The sequence below is a fragment of the Reyranella soli genome, from assembly GCF_007992495.1.
Lineage (GTDB): Bacteria > Pseudomonadota > Alphaproteobacteria > Reyranellales > Reyranellaceae > Reyranella > Reyranella soli.
Map to the genome: position 1 here is coordinate 37,179 of NZ_BKAJ01000122.1, position 6,167 is coordinate 43,345.

6 protein-coding genes are annotated in these 6,167 nt (G+C 67.1%); all 6 read left to right on the forward strand.

The features are described from left to right. The first annotated feature begins 2 nt into the window (after positions 1 to 2). The 6 genes from RSO01_RS31905 to RSO01_RS31930 all read left to right on the forward strand — a co-directional run bounded on the left by RSO01_RS31905 (position 3) and on the right by RSO01_RS31930 (position 6,150). Positions 3 to 1,628 (forward strand): ABC transporter substrate-binding protein, encoded by a 1,626-nt coding sequence (locus RSO01_RS31905; RefSeq protein ID WP_147154607.1) that lies wholly within the window; start codon positions 3 to 5, stop codon positions 1,626 to 1,628. Positions 1,629 to 1,638: 10 nt separating this feature from the next. Continuing rightward, entirely contained in the window at positions 1,639 to 2,655 is a 1,017-nt protein-coding gene (locus RSO01_RS31910; RefSeq protein ID WP_246158966.1) for an ABC transporter permease, read from the forward strand. Further along, positions 2,652 to 3,560, forward strand: coding sequence for an ABC transporter permease (locus RSO01_RS31915; RefSeq protein ID WP_147154608.1), 909 nt, complete (start codon positions 2,652 to 2,654; stop codon positions 3,558 to 3,560). Before RSO01_RS31910 ends, RSO01_RS31915 begins: the two co-directional genes overlap by 4 nt. Further along, entirely contained in the window at positions 3,557 to 4,534 is a 978-nt protein-coding gene (locus tag RSO01_RS31920) for an ABC transporter ATP-binding protein (protein WP_147154609.1), read from the forward strand. Before RSO01_RS31915 ends, RSO01_RS31920 begins: the two co-directional genes overlap by 4 nt. Further along, complete coding sequence (locus tag RSO01_RS31925; protein WP_147154610.1) at positions 4,521 to 5,489, forward strand: ABC transporter ATP-binding protein; 969 nt, start codon at positions 4,521 to 4,523, stop codon at positions 5,487 to 5,489. The genes RSO01_RS31920 and RSO01_RS31925 overlap by 14 nt, the downstream gene beginning before the upstream one ends. A 94-nt stretch (positions 5,490 to 5,583) precedes the next feature. Next, complete coding sequence (locus RSO01_RS31930; protein WP_147154611.1) at positions 5,584 to 6,150, forward strand: NADPH-dependent FMN reductase; 567 nt, start codon at positions 5,584 to 5,586, stop codon at positions 6,148 to 6,150. The last annotated feature ends 17 nt before the right edge of the window (positions 6,151 to 6,167 follow it).

The window sequence follows — 6,167 nt, forward strand, 5'->3', positions numbered from 1 at the left end:
ACATGAGCAAGTTGCGGCGACGGTCGGTCTTGGGAGCCGGCGTGCTGGGCGGAGTTGCGGCGTCATTGGGCGCGCCGCTGGTGAAACGCGTCGAGGCCGCGGATCCGCGGACGCTGACCGTGGCGTCGACGACGGACGTCGATACGCTGGATCCCGCGTCCTTCCGGACCGACGGCGCCTACACGGTGACCACCAACGTGTACGACACCTCGGTCGGCTGGGAAGTCGCGCCGTCGGCCACCGTTCCCGGCGTCTCGACAGCGGTCCCCTCCAAGTTCGTCCCGAACCTCGCCGAGTCCTTCGCGACCGAGGACGACGGCGCGACCATCGTGCTCAAGATCCGGCGCGACGCCAAGTTCCCGAGCGGTCGGCCGATCACGGCGCACAGCATCAAATACATGCTGGATCGCGGATTGCAGTCGCCGGGCTACGTGCGGCTGACGATTCCGCGGTACCTGCGCGTGACGTCACCGGACAGCTTCATCGTACGCGATGACTACACCTTCGTGATGAAGATGCCCGGACCGACGCCGCTCGCCTACCACATCCTCTCGCTCTGCACCCTGTCAGTCGTCGACGAGGTGATCGCCAAGGCCAACGCCACGCCATCCGATCCCTGGGCGACGGATTGGTTCCGCCGCAATACGACGGGCGGCGGCGCCTACACGCTGGCCAAGAACGAGCCCGGCGTCGGCCTCGTGATGGAATACAATCCGGGCTCCTGGCATCCCAAACCGTTCTTCCAGCGCGTCAACAGCCGCTTCGTGCCGAACGAATCGGACCGCATCCTGCTGCTGAAGCGCAGCGCCATCGACATGATGACCGGCGTCGGCATGTCACCGCGCAACATCAAGGCGCTGGAAGCGGAACCGAAGATCCAAGTCGTCTCGGTACCCGATACGAGCTGCCACTTCCTGTGCATGAACGGCAAGAAGGCGCCGCTCGACAACGTCAAGCTGCGCCAGGCAATCAACTACGCCATCCCGATCGACGCGATGCTGCAGAACCTTCTGTTCGGCTATGCGACCCAGATGAAGAGCCCTCTGCCCTCGCTGATGCCGGGCTACGATCCGACACTGTCGCCCTATCGCTACGACGTCGCCAAGGCCAAGGCGCTGGTGCAGGAGGCAGGGCTGGGCAGCCAGCCCGTGACGCTGGAACTCGCCGTTCGCGTCGGCTGGACGACCCACGAGCAGGCCGCCACCTGGATCCAGGCCGAGCTCGAGAAGATCGGCCTGAAGGTCGCGATCGTGCGCGAGACGGACGCGGCCTTCCGGCAGGCCGCGATCGGCGGCAAGCACCTGCTGTCGATCGAGGCTTGGCAGTCCTGGGTCAACGACCCGATCTTCCACATGAACGCCAACTTCCACAGCACGTCGACCAACACCAACAGCTCCTTCTACAACAATCCGGTGCTCGACAAGCTGCTGACCGACAATATGCACGAGCCCAACGCGGAGAAGCGCGCCGCGGCGGTGAAGGAGGCGCAGACGATCCTCATCAACGACGCGGTATGGGGCTTCCTGTGGTACGAGAACTGGACACGCGTGGCGCGCAAGGATCTCACCGGCTTCACCAAGCGCTGGGATACCTTCGATCGCTATCGGGATCTCCGGCTCAAGAGCTGAGGAGAGCGACTTGCAGTTCGGCCGCTTCGTTGCCAAGCGCGTCGCTCTGGTGATCCCGACCCTGTTCGGCGTGATCACCGTGGGCTTCTTGCTGGCCTACATGCTGCCGGGCAATCCCGTTCTGGTGCGGGCGGGCCTGCTCGCCACGCCGGAATACATCGCCGAGATGACCCAGAAGATGGGTCTCGATCAGCCCTGGTACGTGCAGTACGGCCGCTATGTCGGCGGCCTGCTGCATGGCGATCTCGGGCAGAGCTCGTCGACCGGGCGGCCGGTGCTGGAGGACTTCCTGCAGCGCCTGCCTGCGACGCTCGAGCTCACCCTGGCGAGCCTCTGCATCGCGGTGGCGATCGGTGTGCCGCTGGGCGTGCTGTCTGCGGTGCATCGCAACACGCTGCTCGACCATGTCGGCCGGGTCGTGAGCGTGTTCGGCGTGGCGATGCCGACCTTCTGGATGGGCCTGATCGCCATCCACCTGTTCTACTACGAGCTTCACCTGGCGCCGGCGCCGCTCGGCCGCATTGCCATGAACCTCGAGCCGCCGACGACCGTCACCGGCCTCTATGTGGTGGATTCGCTGCTTACCGGCAACTTTCCCACGTTGTGGTCGAGCCTGGGGCAGCTCGCCCTGCCGGCCATGACGCTCGGGCTGAGCGTCATGGCGCCGGTGGCGCGCATGGTGCGCGCCTCGATGCTGGAGGCACTCGAAGCCGACTATATCCGCACTGCCTGGGCGGCGGGGCTGCCGGCGCGGCAGGTCATCTACGGCGATGCCCTGCGTAATGCCCTGATCCCCGTCGTCACGACCTTCGGCCTGGTCTTCGGCTTTCTTCTCGCGGGCAACGCGGTGGTGGAAAGCGTGTTCGCATGGCCCGGCATCGGCAACTACGCCGTCTCGGCGCTGCTCACCAAGGACTCCGGTCCGCTGCAATCCTTTGTGCTCTTCGTCGCCTTCAGCTACGTGCTGGTGAACCTCGCGGTCGACATCCTGTACGGGCTGATCGACCCGCGGATCAGGCTGTCATGAGCGTAGTGGCGCAGGACGTCGCCGACGACCGTGACGATGATGCCATCGTCGCGCCGACCGCACGCTGGCGACGGGCCGCGCGATGGCTGCGCCGCAATCCTGTCTCGGCGGCCGCCATCGTGGTCATCGGCCTGCTCGTCTTCATCGCGGTCTTCGCGCCGGTGCTGGAGCCATACAAGCCGGACGTGCCCGATCCGATGGCCGTGCTGAAGCCGCCGTCGTGGGCGCATCCGCTCGGCACCGACGGTTTCGGACGCGACGTCCTGTCCCGCATCATCGATGCGACGACCCTGGACCTCAGCATCGCTCTCGCCGCGACCCTGGTGGCGCTGTCGATCGGCATGGTGGTCGGGGCGCTGAGCGGCTACCGCGGCGGTTGGGTCGATTTGATCGTCCTGCGCCTGGTCGATGTGTTGATGGCCTTCCCGGCTTTCGTCCTGGCCATGGGCATCACGGCGGCGCTGGGCAACAGCATCGCCAACGTGGCGATCGCGCTCTCGATGACACAGCTCCCCGCCTACATACGCCTGGTGCGCGGCGAGATGCTGCGCGTGCGTACGCTGGAATATGCCGAGGCGGCGGTCTCGATCGGCAATCCATCATGGCGCGTCGCCCTGGTGCATCTCCTGCCCAACTGCCTGCCGCCGCTCACCGTGCAGGCCACTCTGGCGATGGGCTACGCGGTGCTGACCATGGCGTCGCTGTCCTTCATCGGCCTCGGCATCGCACCGCCACAGAGCGAATGGGGGTCGATGACCGCCGACGGCGCCACCTACATGTCGACCGGCGAATGGTGGCTCTTCGTCTTCCCCGGCGTCGCCATCGTCGTGACCGTGCTCGCCTTCAACCTGGTCGGTGATGCGTTGCGCGACCTTCTCGATCCACGGCTGCGGGGAACGCGATGAGCGCCCTGCTCGAGGTCGAGGATCTGTCGGTCGAGTTCGCGACCGACGACGGCATGGTGAGCGCGGTGGACGGCGTGACGCTGTCGGCGAAAGCGGGTGAGATCCTGGGCATCGTGGGCGAATCGGGCTCGGGCAAGTCGGTGCTGATTTCTGCCATTCTGCGGCTGGTCAGGCCACCCGGCCGGATCGTGAGCGGACGGCTGCGCTTCGAAGGCAACGACCTGCTGGCGTTGCCGGAAGCGGAGCTCGAGGCGATCCGCGGTGCGCGCATCGCCCTGGTGCCGCAGACGCCCCGCACCTCGCTCAATCCATTGATGACGGTCGGCCGCCAGGTCGAGCGCCTGCTGCGCCTGCATCGCGGCATGGACAAGCGGGCGGCTCGGGAGGCCGCGATCGCCATGCTGGAGCGCGTGCGCATTCCCGACCCCAAGCGGCGAGCCGGCCAATACGCGCACGAGCTATCGGGCGGCATGTGCCAGCGGGTCATGATTGCCATGGCGCTGGCGACCGAGCCGCGCCTGCTGCTGGCCGACGAGCCGACGACCGGGCTCGACGTGTCGATCGGCGCGCGGATCCTGGAGCTGCTGCGCCAGCTCGGCGAGGAGTCCGGCGCAGCCATCATCCTGGTGACCCACGACCTCGGCGTAGTGGCTCAGACTTGCCATCGCGTCGCCGTGATGCATGCCGGCCAGCTTTCGGAGCTGGCCGGGGTCGACGAGCTCTTCGAACGGCCGCTGCATCCCTACACGCGGGCGCTGGTTCGTTCGATCCCGCGTATCGACCAGCAGATCGCCCTCCAGCCGATCGCGGGCGCCGTGCCCTCGCTGGTCAACGTCCGATCGGGCTGTCGTTACGTCCGGCGCTGCCCGGATGCACTGGCGGCCTGTCGACGGCAGCGGCCCCCCTTGATCGCCGCGGCGAACGGTCGTCGAGTCGCCTGCCATGCCGTGGAGCAGTCGAATGTCGTTCGTTAGCGTCCGCGGCCTCGACAAGCATTTCCCAGTGCGGGGAGCCGGCTGGCTGTCCCGTCGCAACAGGCCAGCTCCCGTCGTGCGCGCGGTCGACGGCATCTCCTTCGACATCGACCGGGGTCGTACGCTCGGCCTGGTGGGCGAATCGGGTTGCGGCAAGTCGACGGTAGCGCGTTGCGTCACGCGCCTGCTGGCGCCCTCCGCCGGGACCATCCGCATCGGCGACAAGCAGCTCGACCGGCTGGAGGGCGAGCCGCTGCGCGCGGCGCGCCGTGACGTGCAGATGGTGTTCCAGGACCCGCTGGCGGCGCTCAATCCACGCATGTCGGTGGAGCGCGCGGTGTCGGAGCCGCTGCGGCTGCACACCACCCTGAGCCCGGCAGAGCAGCGCGAGCGGGTTCGCGAGATCCTGACCGAGGTGGGGCTGCGCACCGATGTGATGGGGCGCTATCCGCACGAGCTATCGGGTGGCCAGCGCCAGCGCGTGAACATCGCCCGCGCGCTCGCCTGCGCGCCGAGCTTCGTGGTCCTCGACGAGCCGACCTCGGCGCTCGACGTGTCGCTGCGGGCGCGCGTCATCCTGATGCTGGAGGAACTGCGGGAACGCCTCGGGCTCACCTATCTCTTCATCTCGCACGATCTCGCGACCGTGAAGTATCTCGCCCAGCGTGTCGTAGTGATGTATCTCGGCACCGTGGTGGAGGAGGCAGATACCGACGAGCTGTTCGCCCATCCTCGGCATCCCTACACGCGGGCGCTCCTGGCGGCCGTCCCCGTGCCCGACCCCAAGGTACGCGGGGAGCCGTTCGTTCTGTCGGGCGAGATTCCCAGCCCGCTGGAGCGGCACGAAGGCTGCCCCCTGCGCTCACGCTGCCCCATGGCATCCGCCATCTGCGCCCAGCCCGTCGTGCCCCGCGAGGTGTCGCCGGGCCATGTCGTCGCCTGCCACTTTGCCTGATCAGACTGGCATTGCGTTGCCAAGCCTCCCAACGGCTTCTATGTAGCGGCCTGCTTCATTGCTGACAAAGCAGTAACCAAGGAGATACCGAGCAATGTCCGAGCCAATCAAACTGGTCGCTTTCTGCGGCAGCCTGCGCAAGGCCTCGTTCAACCGCCTGGCGCTGAACGCATTCGTCGAGAGACTTCCGGCTGGCGTGACGTCGCAGACGATCGAGATCGATTGGCCGCTCTACAATGCCGACGTCCAGGCACAGGGCTTCCCGGCGCCGGTGCAGGCCGCGCAGCAGGCGATGCTCGCGGCGGACGGCATCGTCCTGGTCTCGCCCGAATACAATTACGGTCCGTCGGGCGTACTGAAGAACGCCATCGACTGGCTGTCACGCATGACGCCGCAGCCCTTTGCCGCCAAGCCGATCGCGATCTTCGGTGCCGCAGGCAGCGTGCTGGGCTCAGCGCGCGCGCAGTACCAGCTGCGCCAGATCCTGGTGTTCCTCGACGGCCGCCCGGTCAACAAGCCCGAGGTCATGATCGCCCAGGCGCAGAACCGCTTCGCCGACGGCAAGCTGACCGACGAGGTCGCGGGCAAGCTTCTGGCCGATCTCGGTGCGTCGCTGGCGCTCGCCGTCCGCCATGCCAGGGCCGCCGCCAACGTCAAGTAAAGGTCTTACTGGAGCGC